The organism is Mesorhizobium sp. NPDC059025 (genome assembly GCF_042739655.1).
In the GTDB taxonomy this organism is placed as follows: Bacteria; Pseudomonadota; Alphaproteobacteria; order Rhizobiales; family Rhizobiaceae; genus Mesorhizobium.
This window is the reverse complement of record NZ_JBHYIM010000008.1, coordinates 224996-247706: the sequence shown is the minus strand read 5'-3', so window position 1 is coordinate 247706 and position 22711 is coordinate 224996. Positions and strand designations below refer to the sequence as shown.

General features: G+C 64.0%; 25 protein-coding genes and 1 pseudogene. 18 read left to right on the top strand and 8 right to left on the bottom strand.

Annotation, left to right across the window (positions count from 1 at the left end; translation table 11 throughout):
• Positions 1-25: 25 nt before the first annotated feature.
• A complete protein-coding gene (locus tag ACFWYE_RS20515) occupies positions 26-463 on the bottom strand; it encodes a CBS domain-containing protein (protein ID WP_379062435.1) in 438 nt (145 codons plus the stop codon).
• A gap of 168 nt (positions 464-631) precedes the next feature.
• Here ACFWYE_RS20515 and ACFWYE_RS20510 point away from each other — a divergent pair, with 168 nt between their 5' ends.
• The 3 genes from ACFWYE_RS20510 (at position 632) to ACFWYE_RS20500 (ending at position 1717) form a co-directional block, all read left to right on the top strand.
• The gene (locus ACFWYE_RS20510) at positions 632-1057 is read left to right on the top strand and encodes a low affinity iron permease family protein (protein WP_379113888.1); all 426 of its coding nucleotides are present in this window, start codon (positions 632-634) and stop codon (positions 1055-1057) included.
• Between the two features lie 88 nt (positions 1058-1145).
• On the top strand, positions 1146-1310 hold the full coding sequence (locus ACFWYE_RS20505) for a DUF3309 family protein (protein ID WP_129411046.1): 165 nt from the start codon (positions 1146-1148) through the stop codon (positions 1308-1310).
• A 17-nt stretch (positions 1311-1327) separates the two neighbouring features.
• Positions 1328-1717, top strand: a complete 390-nt coding sequence (locus ACFWYE_RS20500) for a hypothetical protein (protein ID WP_379113886.1) — start codon at positions 1328-1330, stop codon at positions 1715-1717.
• A gap of 19 nt (positions 1718-1736) precedes the next feature.
• Here the strand turns inward: ACFWYE_RS20500 and ACFWYE_RS20495 are convergent.
• Positions 1737-2594 (bottom strand): annotated as a pseudogene (locus ACFWYE_RS20495) (ABC transporter ATP-binding protein); the annotation flags it as partial.
• A 181-nt stretch (positions 2595-2775) separates the two neighbouring features.
• Here ACFWYE_RS20495 and ACFWYE_RS20490 point away from each other — a divergent pair.
• Positions 2776-5097: a Tex family protein gene (locus ACFWYE_RS20490; protein WP_379113884.1), complete on the top strand. Its 2322-nt coding sequence runs from the start codon at positions 2776-2778 to the stop codon at positions 5095-5097.
• 34 nt (positions 5098-5131) lie between these two features.
• Here ACFWYE_RS20490 and ACFWYE_RS20485 read toward each other — a convergent pair whose 3' ends face one another.
• Both ACFWYE_RS20485 and phnF read right to left on the bottom strand, forming a co-directional pair.
• A complete protein-coding gene (locus ACFWYE_RS20485) occupies positions 5132-6040 on the bottom strand; it encodes a 2-hydroxyacid dehydrogenase (protein WP_379073163.1) in 909 nt (302 codons plus the stop codon).
• A 305-nt stretch (positions 6041-6345) separates the two neighbouring features.
• Positions 6346-7083, bottom strand: coding sequence for a phosphonate metabolism transcriptional regulator PhnF (gene phnF, locus ACFWYE_RS20480; RefSeq protein ID WP_379113882.1), 738 nt, complete (start codon positions 7081-7083; stop codon positions 6346-6348).
• A 149-nt stretch (positions 7084-7232) separates the two neighbouring features.
• Between phnF and phnG the strand changes: the two genes are divergently transcribed.
• The 13 genes from phnG to phnN all read left to right on the top strand — a co-directional run bounded on the left by phnG (position 7233) and on the right by phnN (position 17991).
• Positions 7233-7688, top strand: coding sequence for a phosphonate C-P lyase system protein PhnG (phnG, locus tag ACFWYE_RS20475; RefSeq protein ID WP_379113880.1), 456 nt, complete (start codon positions 7233-7235; stop codon positions 7686-7688).
• Between the two features lie 55 nt (positions 7689-7743).
• A complete protein-coding gene (phnH, locus tag ACFWYE_RS20470; RefSeq protein ID WP_379113878.1) occupies positions 7744-8355 on the top strand; it encodes a phosphonate C-P lyase system protein PhnH in 612 nt (203 codons plus the stop codon).
• Positions 8356-8358: 3 nt separating this feature from the next.
• Positions 8359-9468, top strand: coding sequence for a carbon-phosphorus lyase complex subunit PhnI (locus ACFWYE_RS20465; protein ID WP_379113876.1), 1110 nt, complete (start codon positions 8359-8361; stop codon positions 9466-9468).
• The gene (locus ACFWYE_RS20460) at positions 9465-10340 is read left to right on the top strand and encodes an alpha-D-ribose 1-methylphosphonate 5-phosphate C-P-lyase PhnJ (protein ID WP_379113874.1); all 876 of its coding nucleotides are present in this window, start codon (positions 9465-9467) and stop codon (positions 10338-10340) included. The genes ACFWYE_RS20465 and ACFWYE_RS20460 overlap by 4 nt, the downstream gene beginning before the upstream one ends.
• 53 nt (positions 10341-10393) lie before the next feature.
• A complete protein-coding gene (gene phnK / locus ACFWYE_RS20455; RefSeq protein ID WP_379113958.1) occupies positions 10394-11152 on the top strand; it encodes a phosphonate C-P lyase system protein PhnK in 759 nt (252 codons plus the stop codon).
• Between the two features lie 9 nt (positions 11153-11161).
• Complete coding sequence (phnL, locus tag ACFWYE_RS20450) at positions 11162-11869, top strand: phosphonate C-P lyase system protein PhnL (protein ID WP_379113872.1); 708 nt, start codon at positions 11162-11164, stop codon at positions 11867-11869.
• Positions 11870-11871: 2 nt separating this feature from the next.
• Positions 11872-12570, top strand: coding sequence for a DapH/DapD/GlmU-related protein (locus ACFWYE_RS20445; protein ID WP_379062413.1), 699 nt, complete (start codon positions 11872-11874; stop codon positions 12568-12570).
• A gap of 126 nt (positions 12571-12696) precedes the next feature.
• A complete protein-coding gene (gene phnC, locus ACFWYE_RS20440) occupies positions 12697-13548 on the top strand; it encodes a phosphonate ABC transporter ATP-binding protein (protein ID WP_326895500.1) in 852 nt (283 codons plus the stop codon).
• Positions 13549-13574: 26 nt separating this feature from the next.
• Complete coding sequence (gene phnD / locus ACFWYE_RS20435) at positions 13575-14567, top strand: phosphonate ABC transporter substrate-binding protein (protein WP_379062411.1); 993 nt, start codon at positions 13575-13577, stop codon at positions 14565-14567.
• Between the two features lie 174 nt (positions 14568-14741).
• Complete coding sequence (gene phnE / locus ACFWYE_RS20430; protein WP_129411032.1) at positions 14742-15560, top strand: phosphonate ABC transporter, permease protein PhnE; 819 nt, start codon at positions 14742-14744, stop codon at positions 15558-15560.
• On the top strand, positions 15560-16285 hold the full coding sequence (locus tag ACFWYE_RS20425; protein WP_379073161.1) for a DUF1045 domain-containing protein: 726 nt from the start codon (positions 15560-15562) through the stop codon (positions 16283-16285). The genes phnE and ACFWYE_RS20425 overlap by 1 nt, the downstream gene beginning before the upstream one ends.
• Position 16286: 1 nt before the next feature.
• On the top strand, positions 16287-17426 hold the full coding sequence (locus ACFWYE_RS20420) for an alpha-D-ribose 1-methylphosphonate 5-triphosphate diphosphatase (RefSeq protein ID WP_379113870.1): 1140 nt from the start codon (positions 16287-16289) through the stop codon (positions 17424-17426).
• A gap of 7 nt (positions 17427-17433) precedes the next feature.
• On the top strand, positions 17434-17991 hold the full coding sequence (gene phnN, locus ACFWYE_RS20415; RefSeq protein ID WP_379113868.1) for a phosphonate metabolism protein/1,5-bisphosphokinase (PRPP-forming) PhnN: 558 nt from the start codon (positions 17434-17436) through the stop codon (positions 17989-17991).
• A 27-nt stretch (positions 17992-18018) separates the two neighbouring features.
• Here the strand turns inward: phnN and ACFWYE_RS20410 are convergent, their stop codons facing one another.
• Entirely contained in the window at positions 18019-19827 is a 1809-nt protein-coding gene (locus ACFWYE_RS20410; protein ID WP_379113866.1) for an FAD-binding protein, read from the bottom strand.
• A 199-nt stretch (positions 19828-20026) separates the two neighbouring features.
• On the opposite strand from ACFWYE_RS20410, the gene ACFWYE_RS20405 reads away from it, so the two are divergent.
• Positions 20027-20896 (top strand): LytTR family DNA-binding domain-containing protein, encoded by an 870-nt coding sequence (locus ACFWYE_RS20405; protein WP_379113864.1) that lies wholly within the window; start codon positions 20027-20029, stop codon positions 20894-20896.
• Positions 20897-20904: 8 nt separating this feature from the next.
• Here the strand turns inward: ACFWYE_RS20405 and ureG are convergent, their stop codons facing one another.
• From ureG to ureE, 3 genes are read right to left on the bottom strand one after another with little or no spacing between them, the layout of a single operon-like run.
• Positions 20905-21543 (bottom strand): urease accessory protein UreG, encoded by a 639-nt coding sequence (gene ureG, locus ACFWYE_RS20400; RefSeq protein WP_379062398.1) that lies wholly within the window; start codon positions 21541-21543, stop codon positions 20905-20907.
• Positions 21540-22235 (bottom strand): urease accessory protein UreF, encoded by a 696-nt coding sequence (locus tag ACFWYE_RS20395; protein WP_379113956.1) that lies wholly within the window; start codon positions 22233-22235, stop codon positions 21540-21542. The genes ureG and ACFWYE_RS20395 overlap by 4 nt, the downstream gene beginning before the upstream one ends.
• On the bottom strand, positions 22192-22704 hold the full coding sequence (gene ureE, locus ACFWYE_RS20390; RefSeq protein ID WP_379113954.1) for an urease accessory protein UreE: 513 nt from the start codon (positions 22702-22704) through the stop codon (positions 22192-22194). Before ureE ends, ACFWYE_RS20395 begins: the two co-directional genes overlap by 44 nt.
• Positions 22705-22711 lie beyond the last annotated feature (7 nt).

Here is a 22711-nt window from a genome sequence, read left to right as displayed (position 1 = left end):
GGACGGCCACTGCTGTTGGTCTTTGTCAGTGCGTGGTCTGCGAATGTTCGCCGCCACGCTGCGAGATTCCGCCGAGCGCTTCGCCGGCATGCATGGCTTCACCATTGGTGGCGAGATCGCCAAGCGAGACGATGCCCACCAGCCGCTTGTCGCGGTTGAGCACGGGCAGGCGACGCACCTGGATATCGCCCATGTTCTGCAGCACGGCGCTGACTTCCTCGTCATCGAAGCAATATTTGACGTCCGATGTCATGACATCGCGGACCGGCGTTTCCGGACCTTTGCCCAGGGCAACGCCGCGCACCGCGATATCTCGATCGGTGACCATGCCGATCAACTGATCGCCGTCTGCCACAGGTAGCAAACCTGCGTCGAGGGTGGCCATGGCTTGCGCGACGTCACGCAGGGTTGCGTCCGGCATGGCGATGCGTACGTCCTTGGTCATGCAATCTCGTACTCTCATGGTGATCTCCCGGGAGTTCGACGCCCCACGCCGATCAGATGATGCAAGCCCAATGAGCGGGCGGCAAAAAAGGTTCCGACGAAGTGGTCCTCCGCGCAGTTTCTCGGAACGGGAGCACGGATGATCTCGTTCCAGCCTTGCAGCGCGGGCAAGGGAGGAACGGGCGCGATGAAACCTGAGCTGATCTTCACCCACATTGCGAATACGATATCTCATGCCGCGGGCAAGGCCGTGACATTCGGCCTTTGCGTTGTGGCGGTGCTGGCCTGGGCGGTGACCGGCCCTTTTTTCGGCTATTCCGACACCTGGCAGCTGATCATCAACACCAGCACCACCATCATCACCTTCCTGATGGTTTTCCTGATCCAGAACACCCAGAACCGGGACAGCGCGGCGATCCAGGCCAAGCTGGATGAACTGATCAGGGCATCGGAAGCGAGGAACCGGCTGATCGGCATAGAGCATCTGACCGAAAAGGAAGTCGAGCAATTGCGCAAGGACATCGAGCGGAAGGTGAGTGCTCTTGCGAAAGGCAGACATGGGCGATTGCCGAAAAGAGGATCGCAACCCAAACAGTCCGCTACGACCAGATAATTGGAACGAGCCGCTACCCGGAAACGTTCGATTTCGGTCGAGCTTGGAGCCTCCGGGTTCGATTCAAGAATTTCGCAAGGAGAGAGCCATGAGCCTCGGCACAATTCTGATCATCATCCTCATTCTTCTCCTGCTCGGTGGTTTTAGTGGTTTTGGCGGCGGTCCGTTTTATGGCACCGGTTATTATGGCGGCGGCGGATTGTCCCTGCTGCTCATCATCATTGTCATTCTGGTGCTGCTGGGACGGGTGTGATTACAAAGGAGAAGCCGATGCGTATCTTGACGCTGGTCGCGACCCTTTCCGCGATGGCCGCCTTTTCGCCGGCATTGGCACAGCAGCCGGCCCGGAAGTTGCCCGAGGTGACGCCGGATCACTCGCCGCAGCAATCCGTGCCAATGCCTGGACTGTCGCCGGACCAGGAGGTCACGGCGATCAACATCGTCAGGATCGAGGAACTGCCGCAGCCGGACAAGGCGCAGGTGGAGAACAAGCTGAACGACACCAGCGTGGATGAATTGCGCGAGCTGCAGACATCGATCCAGGCGTCACCAGTGGCGGTGCTGATGCTGGCCCAGAACGGGCTCGACGCGACGCAGGTGGTGGCGGCAACCATAGACCAGACCGGCACGCTCACCTTGGTCATCCAGGAAACGGCATGACCGCCGAGTTCTACCGATCGGTATCGAGTTGCTCGATGACTTTGGCGTCCCCGACATCGCTGAGCACCGTCTCGACCTCTTCGTCGTCGACGCCGAGATAGGCGGCGATGACCCTGGGGTCGGAGCGGACGAAAGCCGGGTCGCCGTCAGAGATTTTGCGGCCATATTCCAGCACCACGATGTGATCGGAAATCTGCATCACCACCGACATGTCATGCTCGATGAGCAGGATCGACGTGCCGTTGTTGTCGCGGATATCCATCAGCAGCTCGTTGAGCGCCAGCGACTCCTTCGGGTTGAGGCCGGCGGCGGGCTCGTCGAGGCAGAGCAGTTCCGGCCCGGTGCACATGGCGCGCACGATTTCGAGTCGTCGCTGTGCGCCATAGGGTAGGTCGCCGGCGGGATCGTCGGCGCGGTCCATGAGGTCGGCCTTTTCCAGCCAGTATTGCGCCAGTTCAACCGATTCCGCGGAAGCGCGGCGATAGCTGCCGATGCCGAACAGGCCCAGGATGAGGAAGCCCGACGCCTTCATCAGCTTGTTGTGCTGGGCGACCAGCATGTTCTCAAGCACCGTCAGGCCGGGAAACAGGCGGATGTTCTGGAACGTGCGTGCAACTTTGGCCCTGGCGGTGATCTGGAAATCCGGCATGCGTTCCAGCAGGAATTCCGAGCCATCGTGCCCGGTGAAATGGATCATGCCTTCGGTGGGCTTGTAGAAGCCGGTGATGCAGTTGAACACCGTCGTCTTGCCGGCGCCATTCGGACCGATCAGCGCGGTGATCTCGCCGCGCCTGGCCTCGAAGGAGAGATCACCGATGGCGATCAGGCCGCCGAATTCCATGGTCAGGTGCTGGACCTGAAGAAGGGTTGTGTTCATCGAGGGCACGCTCTCTGATAAAGCCCCTGAGGTTCGGAATGCGCGAGCAGCCGATCGGTTCCGCACCTTTTCGGCCGTTCTGCTCGCTGTGGAGAAACGCCGCCGCCCGGCCAACAGCGTGGCGGCCCTCCGCGCACTTGAATATGGTGCGCCGACTCAATGGTTGGAGACGAAGTAACGCATGAGTGGCGCAGAACAGGCGGGCAAGGACCGGATCGCTTCCATCATCGCGGCTGAGATCTCGGCCAGGCCGCAGCAGGTATCGGCGGCGGTCGCCCTGCTCGACGAAGGGGCGACGGTTCCGTTCGTGGCGCGCTACCGCAAGGAAGCGACCGGCGGTCTTGACGACACGCAACTGCGCCAGCTTGCCGAACGCCTCGTCTATCTGCGCGAACTCGACGCGCGTCGCGTCGCGATCCTGGAATCGATCGGCGAACAGGGCAAGCTGACGGACGAGCTGAAGCTCAAGATTGCCGCGGCGGCGACCAAGGCCGAACTTGAAGACATCTATCTGCCCTACAAGCCGAAGCGCCGCACCAAGGCCGAGATCGCGCGCGAACGCGGGCTCGGTCCGCTGGCAGAGGCGATCATGGCCGACCGCGCCGCCATACCGCTGCAACTGGCCGAAGGCTACATCACCGAAGAGGTCCCGGACACGAAGGCCGCGCTGGACGGCGTACGCGATATCCTTTCCGAACAATTCGCGGAAAACGCCGATCTCGTCGGCAAGCTGCGCGCCTATATGCAGGACCGCGCCTTCCTGCGTTCGCGTGTCGTCGACGGCAAGCAGGAGGCCGGTGCCAAGTTCTCCGACTATTTCGATCATGGCGAGCGCTGGGCGACGACGCCGAGCCACAGGGCGCTGGCGATGCTGCGCGGCCGCAATGAGGATGTGCTGTCGCTGGCGATCGAAGTCGATGCCGACGACACCTCGCCGGTCAAGCCGGTGGAGCGCATCATCGTGCAGACGCTGGCGATCGGCAACGTGCTGCCGGGCGACAAATGGCTGACCGAGGTCGCCGGCTGGACCTGGCGCGTGAAGCTGTCGCTGCATCTGTCGCTCGATCTGATGCGCGACCTGCGCGAACGCGCCGAGGAAGAGGCGATCCATGTCTTCGCCCGCAACCTCAAGGACCTGCTGCTGGCCGCTCCTGCCGGTTCGCGCGCCACCATGGGGCTCGACCCGGGCATCCGCACCGGCGTGAAGGTGGCCGTGGTCGACGGCACCGGCAAGCTCAAGGAAACGGCAACGGTCTATCCGTTCCAGCCGAAGAACGACGTGCGCGGCGCCCAGGCCGAACTCGCCCGGCTGATGCGCCAGCACAATATCGAGCTGATCGCCATTGGCAACGGTACGGCCAGCCGTGAAACCGAGAAGCTGGTGGCCGAACTGCTTGGCGACATGCCGGCGCCGAAGCCGCTCAAGGTGATCGTCAGCGAGGCCGGTGCATCGGTCTATTCCGCCTCTGAAACGGCTGCCGCCGAATTCCCGGGCCTGGACGTTTCCCTCCGTGGCGCCGTCTCCATTGCCCGCCGGCTGCAGGATCCGCTGGCAGAGCTCGTCAAGATCGAGCCCAAGTCGATCGGTGTCGGGCAATACCAGCACGATGTCGATCAGTACCGGCTGGCGCGCTCGCTCGACGCCGTGGTGGAGGATGCGGTGAATGCCGTCGGCGTCGACCTCAACACGGCGTCAGCCTCGCTGCTGGCACGCGTGTCCGGTCTTGGTGCCTCGCTGGCGGAAGCAATCGTTGCCCACCGTGATGCCAATGGGCCGTTCCCCAGTCGGCAGGAACTGCTCAAGGTGTCGCGGCTCGGACCAAGGGCCTTCGAACAGAGCGCCGGTTTCCTGCGCATCCCGAACGGCACCGAGCCGCTGGACGCATCCTCCGTGCATCCCGAAGCCTATGGCGTGGCCAAGAAGATCATTGCCGCCTGCGGGCGCGACCTGCGCGCTCTGATGGGCGACCGCGCCATGCTGCAGGCGCTCGACCCGCGTGTTTTTGTTGACGAGCGTTTCGGCCTGCCGACCGTGCGCGACATCATCGGTGAACTGGAAAAGCCTGGCCGCGATCCACGCCCGGGCTTCAAGACGGCAACCTTTGCCGACGGGGTCGATGACATCAAGGATCTGAAGCCGGGCATGCTGCTGGAAGGCACGGTCACCAATGTCGCCGCATTCGGCGCCTTCGTCGACATCGGCGTGCATCAGGACGGCCTGGTGCATGTCTCGCAACTGGCCGACAGGTTCGTGAAGGACGCGCACGAGGTGGTCAAGGCCGGCGATATCGTCAAGGTGCGCGTGGTCGATGTCGACATTGCCCGCAAGCGCATCGGCCTGACGATGCGGCGCGACGGCGATGGCGGTTCGGCCAGGCCGGCTCGCCAGGACGGTCCGACAAAACCTTCGATGCCGCAGCAAGGCAGGGGCAGGCCGGACAAGGCGCCGCCGTCGCAGGGTGCGTTTGGCGCGGCGCTGGCCGAGGCCTTCAAGAAGCGATGAACGCCATCCGGACGGACAGGCCAGACGCCGGACGTCAGTTCACGGTGTTCTCCGGCCGCTTTCCGGTGAAATAGGCGTCGAGGCTCGCCAACACCATGTTTCCCATGGTGCGGCGTGTCTCGATGGTGGCGCTGGCCTGATGCGGCATCAGCACGACATTGGGCAGGTCGAGAAAATCCTTGCGGATGGCCGGTTCGTTCTCGAACACGTCGAGACCGGCCGCCGCGATCGTGCCGTCGCGTAGGGCTGCAATCAGAGCATCCTCGTCAACCACGCTGCCGCGCGCGATGTTGATCAGTGTGCCCTGCGGGCCGAGTGCCTTGAGCACGGCCCCGTTGATGACACGGCGCGTGTCCGGAGTTGCCGCGACGCAGACGGCAAGCACGTCGCTGTCGGCGGCAAGCTTGGCCGCATCAGAAAAATGCGGCCAGGCGACGTCGTGATAGTGCGTCCGGTTTGAATAGCGCACAGCCATGCCGAACAGCTCGGCGCGCGTGCCCAGCGCGCGGCCGATCTGGCCGAGCCCCAGGATGCCCAGCCGCTTGCCGCGCGGGCTCGAGCCGAGCGGAAATTGTTCACCTGCCTGCCAGCGGCCACTGCGCACGAAGCCGTCGCCCTCGACGATCCGGCGCAGCACGGCAAGGATAAGCGCAAGCCCCATGTCGGCAACTTCGTCGGTCAGCGCGCCCTGTGTGGTGCTGACATGAACATCGCGCTGGCGGGCGTAGGCCAGATCGATCCTGTCCGTGCCGACGCCGTTGACGGCAATGATACCGAGGGCGGGCAGCCGGTCGATCCAGTCATTGGTCAGGCCGGTGCCGCCGCCAGTCACGACGGCACGAATGTCGCTGCGCGCCGCTTCGACACTGTCACGCTGCGAGGCGTCGAAGAGGCGGTGCACCTGATAGCCGGCATCAAGCCTGGCTTCGATCTCCGCCATCATCGGTTCAACGAGCAAGAGCTGCGGTTTCAATCGACCTCCATGGAGCGTTTCTCGCGCCGATGCGCTGTTGCACGATCCGTTTGGTGGAGAACGCCACCAGGGTGTATAATGATGTCAGTCGACAGCCGAAACTGGGCTCGGCTGCGAGAGGGCGACATCCAGCCCGTTTAAGGAGGGCATGCTATGGCATTCCTCCACTTCGACACAAACCGTCCCGCGCACTTCCTCTCGGATTGGGGTGTCCCGATCGCAGCTGCCGCCATCGTCGGCTGCTGGGTCGCCCTGATGCTGTGGGGCTGAGCGCCCTAGCCGGGACTGACCGTCAGTTCCACGCGATCCGCCGAGAAGCGCGTCTGCGAATACTGGATCGGCTTGTCGCTGCTGTCGACATTGATGCCACGTGCCACCAGCACGATGGCGCCGGGCGATAGTTTCAGATCGCGCGTGTCGGTATCGTCGGCATGCCGCGCTTCGATCGTCGTCGATGCACGGCGATAGTCCTTGATGCCGCACAGCGCGAGCGCCTGGGTGATCGAATGGGTCCGGGCGAAATAGTTGGCAATGTCGGGGAAATGCGCGGCGCGAAACCACGCCGTCGAGCGTGAAACCGGAACGCCGTCGGCCAGTCCGCGCATCTCGAGGCGGATGACCTCTTCGGAGACCTCAAGCCCGAGTGCTGCGGCAACCGCGGCGTTGGCAGGCTCGCGGCCCTGATCGAGCAGTTCGATCTGACGGTCCCGCGCCTGGCCTTCAAGTCCGGCGGAGAAGCGAGTCCTGGCACCGATCGGATAAGTGAGGCGCTTTTGACGCCGCACATAGGTGCCGCGTCCCTGTTCGCTGCGAAGCACACCTTCATGGACGAGGGCGGCGATGGCGGCACGGACCGTATGCCGGTTCACGCCGAACCGCATCGCAAGCTCGGCCTCGGGCGGCAGGCGGCCGTTCTCGTCGGCAAGGCCGCTACCGATGCCCCGCCGGATCTCGTCGCCGATCTGTCGCCACAGCGCGACGCCCACCCCTCGATGCAATGCCGACTTCGACATTTTTCCTCACATGCAGGGGGCCCGGCCCGCATCTATTTCGGTCAAAATAGTGCGGTCCCGCCCTTGTTGTCATTCTTCCGTCATTCAACGGGTCTAAGACAGGTTAAGTTATCTAGTTGTCTAGATCAATAGACAAATTTGAGGTTGGCATGAACATCACGGCGGATCAAACCGCGCGGCGGGACCGGATGGCGGTCCTGGCGCGCTGCAGCAGCGAGCGGCTGAATGCGTTGTGGACGACGCTCGGACTGCAGCCCGGGCACACCCCTTTGCGCGGACCCGAGGCTGGCCTGGTGATGCTGCGCGGACGTGTCGGCGGCACCGGCGAGCCATTCAATCTCGGCGAGGCGACCGTTACCCGCGCCAGCGTCAAGCTGGAGGATGGTTCGGTCGGTCATGCCATGATGCTCGGTCGCGATCACGCCAAGGCGCGGCTTTCGGCGGTCATCGATGCGCTCTGCCGCAATGCCGAGACTGCCGCGCGCATCGATGCCGAACTGATCCAGCCGATACGGCGCGAGCTCGACGTTGCCGACGAGACGCGCCGGCAACAGACAGCGGCCACGCGCGTCGACTTTTTCACCATGGTGCGAGGAGAGGACTGATGTTGAGCGAAGCGACCGGCTTGAAGGCGGTCACCATGGTGCGAGGAGAGGACTGATGCTGAATGAAGCGACTGCCCTGGAGGGCGGGTTCTCTGATCCGGTCCTGAATGCCCAATCCGTCTTTCGGGCCGTCATGGATGCGATGGCGAAGCCTGCGGCGATCGTCGAGGTCGACGCGGTGGTGACGCCACCCGCACCGCTCGGCCGCGCCGCCGGCGCCGTGGCCTGTGCCTTGATCGATGCCGATACGCCGTTCTGGCTGGATGCCTCGCTGGCTGAGCATGCCGCGCTGCGCGCATGGCTTGCCTTCCATACCGGCGCCCGCGAGATGGCGACCTGCGGTGACGTTGCATTCGCCCTGGTCGGCGCTCCCCTGACCATGCCGCCGCTGGAGCGCTTTGCTCAAGGGACCCAGGAATATCCCGATCGTTCCGCCACGCTGATCCTGCAGGTGCCGGGCCTCGAAGGCGGCACGCCGCTGACGTTCGAGGGGCCGGGCATCCGCGGTCGCGTCACGCTGGCGCCGCGTGGCCTGCCACGGGATTTCGCCGCGCAATGGAAAGCCAATCGTAAGCGGTTCCCGCGCGGCGTCGACCTCATCCTCGCCGCCGGCGATGCCATCGCCTGCCTGCCGCGCTCAGTGCGCCTCATCGAGATGGAGGGTTGATCGATGTATGTTGCAGTCAAGGGCGGCGAAGCCGCCATCGACAATGCCCACCGCCTGCTGGCCGATCGCCGTCGCGGCGACAGGTCGGTGCCGGCCCTGACGCTCGAACAGATCACCGAACAGCTTAGCATCGGCGTTGACCGCGTCATGAGCGAAGGCTCGCTCTACGACCGCCGGCTGGCGGCGCTCGCGATCAAGCAGGCGCGGGGCGACCTGATCGAGGCAATCTTCCTGGTGCGCGCCTATCGCACCACGTTGCCGCGCTTCGGGCATAGCGAGCCCGTCGATACCGGCGCCATGCTGGTCGAGCGGCGCGTGTCCGCCTGCTACAAGGATCTGCCCGGCGGCCAGTTGCTCGGACCGACCTTCGACTACACGCATCGCCTGCTCGATGAAGAACTCGAAGGCGATCCGCAGATCGAAACCGGAGCGCTGCGCGGTGGTGTCCAGGAGCCGGTCATGCGCGTGGCCGACATCCTCGGCCAGGAAGGGCTGATCGAGGACGACGGTTACATCGATCCCGCGCTCGAGCCCGGCGACATCAACCAGACGCCGACCGAGTTTCCGATGTCGCGCGCCATGCGGCTGCAGTCGCTGTCACGCGGCGATGAAGGGTTCCTGCTGGCGCTCGGCTATTCGACCCAGCGCGGCTATGCCCGCAGCCATCCCTTTGTCGGCGAAGTGCGCATCGGCGAGGTCGACGTCGAGGTGTTCATGCCGGAACTCGGCTTCGCCGTGCCGATAGGTCGCGTCCAGGTGACCGAATGCCAGATGGTCAACCAGTTCAAGGGATCGGCCAAGGCGCCGCCGCAGTTCACACGCGGCTATGGCCTTGTCTTCGGCCAGTCCGAGCGCAAGGCGATGGCGATGTCGCTGTGCGATCGTGCATTGCGGGCCGAGGAACTGGGCGAGGATCTGGTCGCAGCACCGCAGGACCAGGAGTTCGTGCTGTCGCATTGCGACAACGTCCAGGCCACCGGCTTCGTCGAACATCTGAAACTGCCGCACTACGTCGACTTCCAGGCCGAGCTCGGTCTGGTTCGCACCATGCGCTCCGAATACGAGCAGCGTACCGGCGAGGCGGTTCTTGAAACGAGGGAAGCCGCCGAATGAACGCGCAGGCATCAAACTACAACTTCGCCTATCTCGACGAACAGACCAAGCGCATGATCCGGCGCGCCATCCTCAAGGCGATCGCCGTGCCGGGTTACCAGGTGCCGTTCGCCAGCCGTGAAATGCCGATGCCCTATGGCTGGGGCACCGGCGGCGTCCAGGTGACGGCCTCGATCCTGGGGCCGGACGATGTGCTGAAGGTCATCGACCAGGGCGCCGACGATACCACCAACGCGGTCTCGATCCGCAAGTTCTTCCAGAAGGTTGCCGGCGTCGAGACGACTACGAGCACGCAAGACGCGACGATCATCCAGACCCGTCATCGCATTCCCGAAGCGCCGCTGCAGGAAGGCCAGGTGTTGGTCTACCAGGTGCCGATCCCCGAGCCGTTGCGCTTCCTCGAACCGCGCGAGACGGAAACCCGCAAGATGCATGCGCTGGAAGAATACGGCCTCATGCATGTGAAGCTTTATGAAGACATCGCCAGGAACGGCCATATCGCCACCACCTACGCCTATCCTGTGAAGGTCGAGGGTCGCTACGTGATGGATCCGTCGCCGACACCGAAATTCGACAATCCGAAGATGCACATGTCGCCGGCGCTGCAGTTGTTCGGCGCCGGGCGCGAGAAGCGCATCTATGCGGTGCCGCCGCATACCGAGGTGATCAGCCTCGATTTCGAGGATCATCCCTTCGAGGTGCAGCGTTTCGACAAGCCTTGCGCGCTGTGCGGCGCCGAGCAGGTTTATCTCGACGAAGTCGTGCTCGATGATCGCGGCGGGCGCATGTTCGTCTGCTCCGACACCCACCATTGCGAAAGCCGCCAGGCCGCTGGCCATCGCGGCGAGATGTCCGGCGAGGCCCTGTCATGACTGTTTCGGTGAGGATCGACCATTCGGAGGTCGAAACCGACAATCTGCCGTTGATGTCGGTCCGGTCGGTGAGCAAGCACTACGGCCAGCGCATCGGCTGCGCCGATGTCGATTTCGACATCTGGCCGGGGGAGGTGCTGGCGATCGTCGGCGAGTCCGGTTCGGGCAAGACGACATTGCTGAACTGCATTTCCACGCGCCTCGCCCCGACCGCGGGAACGGTGTCCTACCGCATGCGCGACGGCGAGATGCGCGACCTGTACGGGTTGGGCGAAGCCGAACGCCGTCTTTTGCTCCGCACCGACTGGGGCTTCGTCCACCAGAACCCGGCCGACGGCCTGCGCATGACGGTTTCTGCCGGCGCCAATGTCGGCGAGCGGTTGATGGCGGTCGGCGACCGGCACTATGGCAACATCCGCGACACCGCCACCGACTGGCTCGGCCGTGTCGAGATCGATGCAGACCGCATCGACGACCAGCCGCGCGCATTCTCCGGCGGCATGCGCCAGCGCCTGCAGATCGCCCGCAATCTGGTCACCGCGCCGCGCCTGGTCTTCATGGACGAACCCACCGGTGGCCTCGACGTCTCGGTGCAGGCGCGCCTGCTCGACCTGCTGCGCGGCCTCGTTCACGACCTCGGCCTCGCGGTCATCATCGTCACACATGATCTCGCCGTCGCGCGCCTGCTGTCGCATCGCATGATGGTGATGAAGGACGGCCGGGTCATCGAACACGGGCTGACCGACCGTCTGCTCGACGATCCGCAGGCGCCCTACACGCAACTGCTCGTTTCTTCGATCCTGCAAGTCTGAGGCGCGGTGATGACGCTACTTCTCAATGTTTCCGGTCTTGCCAAGACCTTCACCATGCATCTGCGCGGCGGCATCGAACTGCCGGTGATCATGGATGCCGCCTTCATGCTGGAAGGCGGCAAATGCGCCGTATTGGGCGGCCCGTCCGGCGCCGGCAAAAGCTCGATCCTGAAGATGCTCTACGGCAACTATGCCGTGAATGAAGGCAGTATCGAGATCCTGCATCGTGGCCACATGGTCGACCTGGCGACAGCCGCCCCGCGCACGGTGCTCGAGATCCGCCGCGAGACGATCGGCTATGTCAGCCAGTTTCTGCGTGTCGTGCCCCGCGTCAGCGCGCTCGACATCGTGGCCGAGCCGCTGGTCGAACGTGGCACCGATCGCAGCAAGGCAGCCGGCAAGGCGCGCGAGTTGTTGAGCCGTCTCAATTTGCCCGAGCGCCTCTGGGCCCTGCCGCCCGCGACCTTCTCGGGTGGTGAACAGCAACGCGTCAACATCGCGCGCGGTTTCATCACCGATCATCCGGTTCTGTTGCTTGACGAGCCGACCGCATCGCTCGACGCCACCAACCGCGCTGTCGTCGTCGAGATGATCGCGGAGAAGAAGCGGGCAGGGGTGGCGTTGCTCGGCATCTTCCACGACGCCGACGTACGCAATGCGGTGGCAGACATCGTCATCGACGTCACCGGCTTCGCGCCGGACCGAAAGGCGGCCTGACCATGCCGCGTCTTTCCGAAACCCCGGTTGTCGATCCGACAGCCCGCCTCGAGAACTGCACGCTCGGCCGCTACACCGAAGTGACCGAGGGTTGCCGTCTCACCGAAACGGAACTCGGCGACTACTCCTATATCATGCAGGACGGCCAGACCTGGTGCGTGACGATCGGCAAGTTCGCCAACATCGCCGCTTCGGTGCGCATCAACGCCACCAACCACCCGATGTCGCGCGCCACGCTGCATCACTTCACCTACCGCGCCGGCGACTATTTCGAGGACGCTGCGCATGAAGACGATTTCTTTGCCGCGCGCCGCGCCAACCGCGTCGTGGTCGGCCACGATACCTGGATCGGTCACGGCGTCACCATCCTGCCCGGCGTGACCATCGGTGACGGCGCGGTCGTTGGCTCCGGCGCCGTCGTCACCAGGGATGTCGAACCCTATACGATCGTCGCTGGTGTGCCGGCTAAGTTCATGCGCCGCCGCTTCGAGCCGCAGATCGCCGAACGCATGCAGGCACTGGCCTGGTGGGACTGGGACCACGCCGACCTGCGCGCCGCGCTCGATGATTTCCGCAACCTGAGCGCTGAAGCCTTCCTCGAACGCTACGAGGGCCGGTCCGGCAGTGCGATATCGGTGAATGGTCACACAGCTGACACGAACGGTACATCCGACCGTCATCGAGAAGCGGTAACCGGGTAACGAATTCCGGCCGGGCGTCGCGGCCTTGCCGGTCGCGGTCGCATGCCCGGACAGCCGAGCAACACGCGTCCATCGACGACCACTCAATTGGTGCTGGGGCCGTAGGCCCAAACCAGGAGCGATTTCATGAACGCCATCAGCATACGCAACCTTTCGAAGAATTTTGGCAAGAAGCGTGCACTCGACAATGTCAGCCTCGACATCGGCAAGGGCGAGATGGTCGCGCTGATCGGCGCCTCCGGTTCCGGCAAGAGCACGTTGCTGCGCCATATCTGCGGGCTGGAGACCGGCCAGACCGGCTCCAGCACGATCGAGATCTTCGGCGCCAGCCTGCAGAACAATGGCCGGCTCTCCGGCGGCGCCCGCGGTCTTCGCCGCAACATCGGCGTGATCTTCCAGCAGTTCAACCTGGTCAGCCGGCTTTCCGTATTGTCCAATGTGCTGATCGGCAATCTCGGCCGCATCCCCGTCTGGCGCGGTACGCTCGGGCTGTTCAGCGCCGAGGAAAAGCGGCTCGCCCGCGAGGCGCTGGCCAAGGTCGGCATCCCCGAAGTGGCCTGGCAGCGCGCCTCGACCCTGTCGGGCGGACAGCAGCAGCGCGCAGCGATCGCCCGCACGCTGGTGCAGCGCTCCAACATCCTGCTCGCCGACGAGCCGATCGCCTCGCTCGATCCGTCTTCGGCGCGCCGCGTCATGGAGGTGCTGGCTGGCGTCAATCGCGAGGACGGCATCACCTGCGTGGTGTCGTTGCACCAGGTCGAATATGCGCGCCGCTATTGCCCGCGCACCATCGCCCTGAAGGACGGCCGCGTCGTATTCGACGGCCCGTCCTCCAGGCTCACCCACAGAACACTGGTCGAACTCTACGGCTCGAATTCCGAAGAGTTGATCCTGCCCGAGGCTGTTCCGGATTTCGTCCCCGAATACCCGGAACCTGCAACCACCAAGAACCCGGACATGGCGCCGGCTTTCGCCTGAACAGAGAACCAACAGGAGACGTTGACATGAACGCTATGCTCAAGGCCATCGCCGCCACGGCGATCGCCTTCACCCTCACCGGTGCCGCTTATGCCGAGGAGATCAACTTCGGCATCATCTCGACCGAGTCCCAGCAGAACCTCAAGCCGAAGTGGGAGCCCTTCCTCGCCGACATGAAGAAGGAAACCGGCCTCGACGTGAAGCCGTTCTTCGCTTCTGACTATGCCGGCGTCATCGAAGGCATGCGTTTCGGCAAAGTTCAGATGGCCTGGTACGGCAACAAGTCGGCCATGGAAGCGGTGGATCGCGCCGATGGCGAGATCTTCGCCCAGACCGTCTCCGTTGACGGCAACCCTGGCTACTGGTCGCTGATCCTGGCGCCGAAGGACAGCAAGCTGAACACCGTCGAAGATCTGCTGAAGTGCGACAAGACCCTGAACTTCGGCCTCGGCGATCCGAACTCGACCTCTGGCTACCTCGTTCCGACCACCTTCGTCTTCGCGGCCAACAAGGTCGATCCGAAGAACTGCTTCAAGGCGGTCACCAACGCCAACCACGAGACCAACGCCATGGCCGTTGCCAACGGCCAGCTCGACGCTGCCGCCAACAACACCGAGAACCTCGCCCTCATCGAGAAGAACCAGCCTGCAGCCTTTGCCAAGATCAAGGTGATCTGGAAGTCGCCGCTGATCCCGTCCGACCCGATCGTCTGGCGCAAGGAACTGCCGCAGGCGACCAAGGACAAGCTGAAGAACTTCATCCTGACCTACGGCACCGACAAGTCGAAGGGTGACGTCGCCAAGGAAAAGGAAATCCTGGCCGGCCTGCAGTGGGCGCCGTTCCGTGCCTCGGACAACGATCAGCTGCTGCCGATCCGCGTCATGGAGCTGACCAAGGCCAAGGCCAAGATCGAAGCCGACGCCAACCTCTCGGAAGCCGACAAGAAGGCCAAGATCGAGAAGATCGATGCCGAGAAGGCCGGCTACGAGGCCAAGATCAAGGCCAAGGGCCAGAGCTGATCGGCTCCGGGCCGATCTATCTAGGCCTCGACATATCATGCCGGGCGGATTGACGCCCGGCATGACCCAAAGAGCGGGATGTGATGAAGATGGATTCCGCTCGACCCTCATGTTTTCTCGCATGATCTTTGTCCGGAAAAGTCTTTTCGGGATCATGCTCCAGCGAGCGCGATGATGACCCAAACGACGCATATCGGTGAAAACGAGAAACCACGCCCCGAGATCGGACGCGACTGGACCCGCGATGCCTGGACCGCCGTCACCTGGCTCGGCCTGGCTGTACTCCTGATCTGGAGCTGGGCGCCGGCCGAGATGTTCCGCTGGACCTATCTCTTCACCGATGCCGGCAACATGGCGCAATATGCGGCGGGTTTCTCGCACCCGAATTTCGGGGAATGGCGCTACTATCTGCAGGAGATGCTGGTCACCATCCAGATCGCGCTGTGGGGAACGTTCCTGGCGGCGATCCTCGCGGTTCCATTCGGCATCCTTTCGGCTTCCAACATGGCGCCGTGGTACATCGTCCAGCCGGTGCGCCGGCTGATGGACCTGTTCCGCTCCATCCATGAGCTCGTATACGCCGTGCTGTTCGTCGTCGCCGTCGGCCTCGGGCCTTTTGCCGGCGTCATGGCACTGTTCATCCACACCACCGGTATCCTGGCCAAGTTGTTCTCGGAAGCCGTCGAGGCGATCGACCCGCGGCCGGTCGAAGCGATCCGCGCCACCGGTGCGACACGCCTGCAGGAGGTGGTGTTCGGCGTGGTGCCGCAGGTTCTCCCACTGTGGATGTCCTATGCGCTCTATCGTTTCGAATCCAACGTGCGTGCCGCCACCGTACTCGGCGTCATCGGCGCCGGCGGCATCGGCCAGGTGCTGTTCGAGAGCATCCGTGGCTTCTACTACCCTGAAGCTGCCGCAATGCTCATCATCATGCTGGTGACGGTGTCTTTGATCGACGTCATCTCGCAGCAGTTGCGAAAGCTGTTCCTGTGATGCGCTACGCAGTCTATTTCACGCCTTCCGAGCACGATCCGCTGACCAGGGCCGCGGCCAACTGGCTCGGCCGCGATGCTTTTTCGGGCGAACTGCTTGCGGCGCCGTCCTTCGACGGCTTGCCGGCGGAGGAAATCTCCCGGCTGACGGGCGAGCCGCGCCGTTACGGTTTCCACGGTACCATCGTCGCGCCGTTCCGGCTCGCCGACGGTGTTGGCCTGGCCGATCTCGAAGAGAGCTTCGACCGGTTCTGTGCCAAGACCACCTCGTTCTTCATCGAGGGCCTGCGGATCGGGCAACTGGGTCCGCTGGGACAACTCGGCTCTTTCCTCGCGCTGTTGCCGACGGAAGCGGAATACCAGCTTTCCGCCTTCGCCGCCGATGCGGTCCTGCATTTCGCGCCGGTACGGGCAGCGCTGACGGAAGCCGAAATCGAGCGTCGCGATCCTTCGAAGCTCACCACGCGCCAGGCCGCCTACCTCAGGCGCCATGGCTACCCCTTCGTGATGGACGAGTTCCGCTTCCACATGACGCTGAGCGAGCGCCTGCCGGAGGAGACGCTGGCGCGGGTACAGCCAGCGCTGGAACGCCGCTTCGAAGCGTTCACGGGGCATCCCCTCGCCATCGACGGCCTTGCCCTGTTCATCGAGCGCGAAGCCGGCGCGCCCTTCACCGTGCATTCCTACCGGCCGCTGCGGCCACTTGAAGCCAGAAAGTCTGCCTGAGATGTCCCAAGATATCGTCCTGAAAAATGCCCGCGTCGTCCTCGAGGACGAGATCATCAACGGATCGGTCCTGTTTCGTAACGGCAAGATCGCCGCGATCGATAGCGGCGCGGCGGCAATCGGCGAGGACTGCGAGGGTGACTATGTCGTCCCAGGCCTGGTCGAACTGCACACGGACCATCTCGAGGCTCACTATTCGCCGCGCCCGGGCGTGCGCTGGGATTCCATCGCTGCCCTGCAGGCACATGACGCGCAGGTGGTTGCGTCGGGCATCACCACCGTCTTCGACTGCCTGCGCCTGGGTTCCGACGAGGATGGTGGCTTCCAGAAAGGCGAGATGCGCGCCATCGCGGACGCCATCGAGGTCGCCGTTGCCGAAGATCGGCTGCGCGCCAGCCACCTCATCCACCTGCGCTGCGAAGTCTCGGCAGCCGACGTGATCGATCAGTATGAAGACTTCAAGACCGACGGTTTCGTGCGGCTCGCTTCGCTGATGGACCACGCGCCCGGCCAGCGGCAATTCCAGACGCTGGACCAGTATGCGCTCTACTACAAGACCAAGCGCGGGCTGGACGACGCGGCTTTCGAGCGCTTCATGGCCAAGCGTGTCGCCGCTTCGCAGAAATATTCCGCCACACACCGCAAGACCATCGTCGAGGCCTGCAGCGAGCGCGGCATCGCACTCGCCAGCCATGACGACGCCACGGTCGAGCATGTCGAGGAATCGATCGCCTTCGGCGTCAAGCTGGCGGAGTTCCCGACCAGCATGGAAGCCGCCAGGGCGTCGCATGAAGCCGGCATCTCGGTGATGATGGGGGCCCCCAACATCGTTCGCGGCAAGTCGCATTCCGGCAATATCGCGGCGAGGGAACTGGCCGAGGCCGGCGTGCTCGACGTGCTGTCGTCCGACTATGTGCCGTTCAGCCTGATGCAGGCGCCGTTCATCCTGGCCGATGGCCCGCAAGGCAGGCCGCTCAACGAGACGATCAAGCTGGTGACCGCCGCGCCGGCGCGCACGGTTGGCCTGACCGACCGTGGCCGCATCGCGCCGGGACTGCGTGGCGACGTCGTGCGCGTGCGTCACGGCAAGGGTGTCCCGGTCGTGCGCTCCGTCTGGCGCGAGGGCCGTCGCGTTGCCTGACACAAGGTTGCAAGGGACGCTCGTCGTCGTGGTCGGCCCAAGCGGTGCCGGCAAGGACAGCGTCATCGGCTACGCGCGTGAGCGCCTGGCCGATCGCAGCGACATCCTGTTCGTGCGCCGTATCGTCACGCGCGAAGCGACGGCCGAGGCGGAAGACCATGACAGCCTGAGCGAGACTGCCTTCGACGAGGCGAGGCTAACCGGACGCTTCGCCGTGAGCTGGCGGGCGAACGGGTTGAGCTATGCCTTGCCGCGCAGCTCCATGGATCATGTTGATCGTGGCGGCACCGCCATCGCCAACGGATCGCGCGGCGCGATCGACGACATTCGTGCCGCCTTTGCCAATGTCGTCGTGGTCGGGCTGACTGCCAGGCCGGAGATCATCGCGGCCAGGCTTTCGGCGCGCGGACGCGAGACCGCGGAGGAGATCGGCCGCCGTGTCGAACGAGGACTGAAGCTCGGCGCCTATGGCCAGGACATCACCATCGATAACAGCACCGAACTGCGGACCGCCGGCGAAGCGCTGGTTTCGATCATCACCGGCAGGCTGTCGCTGGCGTCATAGCCTGTCGGCGCGGCGGCCGGCATATCGTCAGCGTCCGGCAAGTCTGGTGAAACCGTCAGCGCTCCAGCGCTCGCTGCCGATGCCGTGATGGCCGAAGAACAGTCCATCAGGATCGTAGCGGTCCTTCACGGCGAGCAGCCGTGGATAATGCGCTCCCCAGAATGCGTCCTGCCAGCGCTCTTCGAAGAAGTTGCTTTCGGCGACATAAGAGCCGGGTTCAGGAACAAGGCGCCTTACCTCGTCCATCGCTTTGTCGATGGCGGTGGCATTCTTCCGTGCCATGGCGAGGTCGGGCTCGTGGCCGGCAACGCCGGGATAGGCGGGGGGTCCTTCGGCTGCGCTGATCAAAAGCGCGAAGGCATCCAGCGCCGCCGGGTTGGTCGCGGTTTCGCGTGCCTGTTCCATGGCTTCGGGGAGAGCTCCGGCGAGCCCTTTGTTGGTGTGCAATGACACGCTTCGGTGGCGGCTTGCCGCAAACAGCATTTCGGCCAGTGCATCGCGCCGGTCATCGGCAAGCAGTGAGGCTGGCAGCCAGGCCGACTGGTAGCCGTGCAACACCTGGCCTGCTTCCTTGAGGTTGCCGGCCCAGAAGATGTTGTCAGCTGACGCGCCGGGACGATCGTCGAGCAGTACGGCGCCGGGAACCTTTTCGAGGAACCGCGGATCCCAGAAATGGCGCGCTGGAGCGGCGATGAAGACAGGATCAGCCTGGAACTGGAAAGCCTGATTTTCAGCACGCAGCCAGTCAAGGAATGGGCCCCAGATTGCCTCGGCCTCTTTCTGGCCTATCCTCTGGAAGAGCATGTTGATGACCAGCACATTGCCGGCGCGGAAGATGATCTGTTCGCCCCAGTTCGGATTGAACAGGGCGTGTGCATAGAAGTCCATGACGCGCGCGATCAGCCGTTTGTAATTCTCGTCGGAACTGGCCCGCACGGTCATCGCGACGACGCCGAAGAACTCCGGCAAGGCATGCGTGCGCAGGGTCAGCCGTGTCACGACACCGAAGCTTCCGCCACCGCCGCCCTTGAGTGCCCAGTAGAGATCGGGGTTGGTGCAGGCATTGGCGATCCTGACCTGGCCATCGGCGCTGACCACCTCCGCTTCCAGCAGGCTCCCGGCAGCCAGCCCATAAGCCTTGGAGAAGCTGCCGAAGCCGCCGCTCTGGATCAGGCCGGCGACACCGACTGTCAGGCAGCCGCCGCCCTGCACGTAACGGCCCGCCTTGGTGCTAACCTCATTGTAGGCCTTGCCCCACAACACACCGGCCCCGACCGAGACCGCGGGCATGGCTTGCCCCTTGCAGCCTGACGGCTGGAAGCTGTCATGGATGGTCACGTCATCCATATGGCGGGTCCAGATCAGGAGCGAGTCCGCCGCGTTGGACGTGCCCTGGTAACTGTGACCGCCGCCCTTGATCACCAGCCGCAATTTGTTGTCGCGGGCGAAATTCACCGCCGCCACCACATCCGCGGTCGAACGCGCAGCCACCGCATAGGCGCTGGGCCGCGACGTCCAGGCGCCGACCCATCCGAGTGTCTGGGTAAGTGACGGGTCGTCGCCGAGGTGGAACGGGTTATGAAGTCTCTGCCAGAATTGTGCACAGTCGGCGCTATCCGCTGAGCGAGCACAGGCATCGAAGGGGGAGGCCAATTTCATAAGCCGGCCGCCGACGCCCTGGCGGAGCTTTTCCCACGCCTGCTGCGACGGCCAGCCAGCGTCGCCCGGACGCACTCTGGCCGGCATCTGCACGGCGCCTGCGGACGCATCACCCCATCCGCCCAGGGCGATGGGAGCGGTCGCTGCCATCATCTGCATGAAATCCCGCCTGTTCATGTCCGTCGTCTCCACGCCAGCTGCGAGCGGAAGGGCTACGGCAAAGGTTCCCCGAGAAGAACAGTCAGGGGATGAGACTTGGCCCGATGGGACGAACGGCGGCAGCGAAAATGTTTCGAGGGACGAGCGGCGGCCCTGCCGGGACCTGTGCCGAACATCGGTCTTTTCCAGTTCGAGCCGGTCGGGCATGATCGTTTCCATGACGAAACCACCCGCCGACCGGATCGACCTCGATCGCCGCATCCTGCTGCGCGTTTTGCTGCTGGCCGCCGCCTTTCTGGCTGTCATCGCCTTCGTCAATGCAACGACGTTGAACACCGACGCGATGCGCAGCGGACGTGTCCTGGATGGCCGCATTCCCTGGATCCAGGAATATTCGAGTGCGATCGTGATCGTGATGCTGGTGCCGCTGGTGGCGCTGTGGGAACGGCACTTTCGGCTGGCCATAGCTGGTCTGCCACGCGCGATTGCTGTCCATGTCATCGGCAGCATCGTTTTTTCGGCGCTGCATGTCGCCGGCATGGTTCTGCTGCGCAAGGTCGTCTTCGCCATCGCCCTGGGGCAGGCCTACAATTTCTTCGATGAGCCGCTGACCGACCTTGCCTATGAATATCGCAAGGACGCGCTGACCTATGCCACGATCCTGCTGATGCTGACGCTGGTGCGTGGCATCGAGTTCAATCGCCCGCACTCCCAGCGGGAAAGACAGAGCGAACCCGCACGCCTGACGCTGAAATCAGGTGGCCGCACCATCCTCCTCGATGCGCATGCGGTCGAGTGGGCACGTGCCGCCGCCAACTACGTCGACGTGCATGCCAGAGGCAGCACGCATCTCGCGCGTATAAGCCTCTCTGCGCTTGAGGCGCAATTGAGGGAGGCCGGTGTCGATGCCGTGCGCGTGCACCGCTCGTGGATCGTCAACCGCGCAAAGATTGTCGAAATCGTTCCGCTGGGCGATGGCGATGTTCGTATCCGGACCGGCGAGGGGGCGGAGATCAGGGGATCGCGGCGTTACCGGCACCTGCTCGATGCGGCAGATGCCGCGAAGCCGGACGCTCGCGTGGCCTGATCTGCGTCTCAGGCGGAGAGCCTCGTCGTTTCTTCACCCAGGCCACCATGCTCGACGATGAAGTCCACAACCTCCTGCAGGCCCTTGCCGCGATGCAGGTCGGTGAACACGAATGGACGCTTGCCGCGCATCCTGGTGGCATCGGCCTCCATCACCTCGAGATCGACATGGACGTGAGGAGCCAGATCGCTCTTGTTGATCACCAGGAAATCGGAGCGGGTGATGCCCGGACCGCCCTTGCGCGGGATTTCCTCACCCTGGCAGACCGAGATGACGTAAAGCGTCAGGTCGGCAAGGTCCGGCGAGAAGGTGGCGGCGAGGTTGTCGCCGCCCGATTCGATGAAGACGATATCGAGATCGGGAAAACGCCGGTTCATCTCGGCGATCGCCTGCAGATTGATGGATGCGTCCTCGCGTATGGCCGTGTGCGGGCAGCCGCCGGTTTCCACGCCCATGATGCGGTCTTCCGGCAGCGCCTGGTGTCGCGCCAGGATCAGAGCATCCTCGCGCGTATAGATGTCGTTGGTCACCACCGCGATCGAATAGCGCTCGCGCAGTGCCTTGCAGAGTTTCTCTGTCAGCGTCGTCTTGCCTGAGCCGACAGGTCCGCCGATGCCGACGCGCAAGGGGCCATTTTTCTGTGTCATGAGCGAAAAAGCCTCGAATGCAGGGTTTCATGTTTGATGGCCATGACCTCGCCAAGGAAGGTCGCAGAGCCGAGATCGTCGAGGGTCGCATGCGCCGCGCGTCGCGCGGTATCGAGAACAACAGGTTCCAGTCGCGCCATCAGCATCGTGACGCCGCTTTGGCCGGTCACCGAGAGACGGATCGAGGCCTGCATCTGGTTGAGTGTGAAGGCCTGCAGGAACGCGGCAAGCGTGCTGTTCAACGTGATATCATGAGCGCCGGCGACCGCACCAACCGCGACCGGATAGGCGCAGGGGAGCGGCAGGCGCTGCAGGACTGCGCAAGGCCAGCTGTGCGCGGCGTCCAGGAAGGCCGAACCCTGCGAGAGGCTTTCCAGATGGCGTTCGCGGCCGCCGGCCAGGGCCTCCGCCAGCGCCACGAGGCCGGCGAGATCTTGATCCTCGCGCGCCAGTCGCCAGCTCTCGGCGAGCAGCACGGCGTCGTTCCAGGCCGATCCGCATTCGACAAGGTCGCTCAGCCAGGCTTCCAGGCCGCCGGTGTCGACGACCAGCCCGTCCTGTACCGCCTGTTCGAGGCCATGGCTGTAGCTGTAGGAACCGACCGGGAATACCGGCGAGAGCCAGGTCAGCAGCCTCAGCAGGGCGTGATCAGTCGTGGTGGTGGCCATGGCTCCCACCGTGATGGTGATCATGGTGGTGGTCGTCATCGTGGTGATGATGGTGCCCACCAAAATAGGCGCCGCGCAATGGGCTGAAGATGGCGTCGATTTCGCGCAGTCTTGCTCCCAGTCCCTCGAGCATCGCCTTGATGACATGGTCGCGCAGGATCAGGATGCGATCGCCTTCGATCTGTGCGGCGAGGTGCCGGTTGCCGATATGCCAGGCGAGTTCGGCTATATGCAGCGCGTCGCGCCCGCGGATTTCCAGCAGAGGCTCGCGCGCAGCCCGGATTTCGATCTCGCGGCCGTCTTCGGTCAGCAGCCTGTCGCCATGTTCCAGCACCACCGGCTCGGTGAAATCGGCCAGCAGCTTTTCGCCGCTCGCCAGCAGGATGAGCTTGCGACGCAGATGCCGTTCGTCGCGTTCGAGCACGGCATGATCGGCGGGTGGTCGCTGGCTGTGTGTCCCGTCGGCGCGGATGATCTCGATGGCCCTCATGATGGGCTTC